The following is a 462-nucleotide window of genomic DNA, read 5'->3' as shown; positions in this document are numbered from 1 at the left end:
GCAGAATACCCAGAAATCCCGGAATAAAGCCTGCGGCAAACAGCTCACGGATACTGGTTTCGGTCAGCAGACCGTAAATGACCAGGATCACGCTGGGTGGAATCAGAATCCCCAGAGTGCCGCCCGCCGCAATAGATGCGGTTGCCAGAGAGTCTGAGTAGCCATATTTACGCATCGGCGGCATGGCTACTTTAGCCATGGTCGCGGATGTCGCCAGACTGGAACCACAGATTGCGGAGAAGCCACCACAGGCCACAACGGTAGCCATCGATAAACCGCCCTTTTTATGGCCCAGGAAGGCGTTGGAGGCGCGGTATAACTCATGAGACAGCCCGGATTTGGTGACCAGGTTGCCCATCAGAATAAACAGCGGGATCACCGACAGGCTGTACTCCTGTGCAGTATCCACGACGCGTTTTGCCGCCATAGACAGAGCCCCTGCCCAGCGGAAATCCATAAAGT

General features: G+C 55.6%; 1 protein-coding gene. It reads right to left on the bottom strand.

Translation table 11 applies throughout. The features are described 5' to 3' along the window. Positions 1 to 462, bottom strand: a 462-nt coding sequence (locus H4O21_RS24215) for a TRAP transporter large permease subunit (RefSeq protein WP_182812462.1), incomplete at both ends; no start/stop codon positions are given.

Origin of the sequence: Oceanospirillum sediminis (assembly GCF_014164585.1) — a bacterium.
Taxonomy (GTDB): domain Bacteria; phylum Pseudomonadota; class Gammaproteobacteria; order Pseudomonadales; family Halomonadaceae; genus Oceanospirillum; species Oceanospirillum sediminis.
This window is presented reverse-complemented; position numbering and strand designations above follow the sequence as displayed.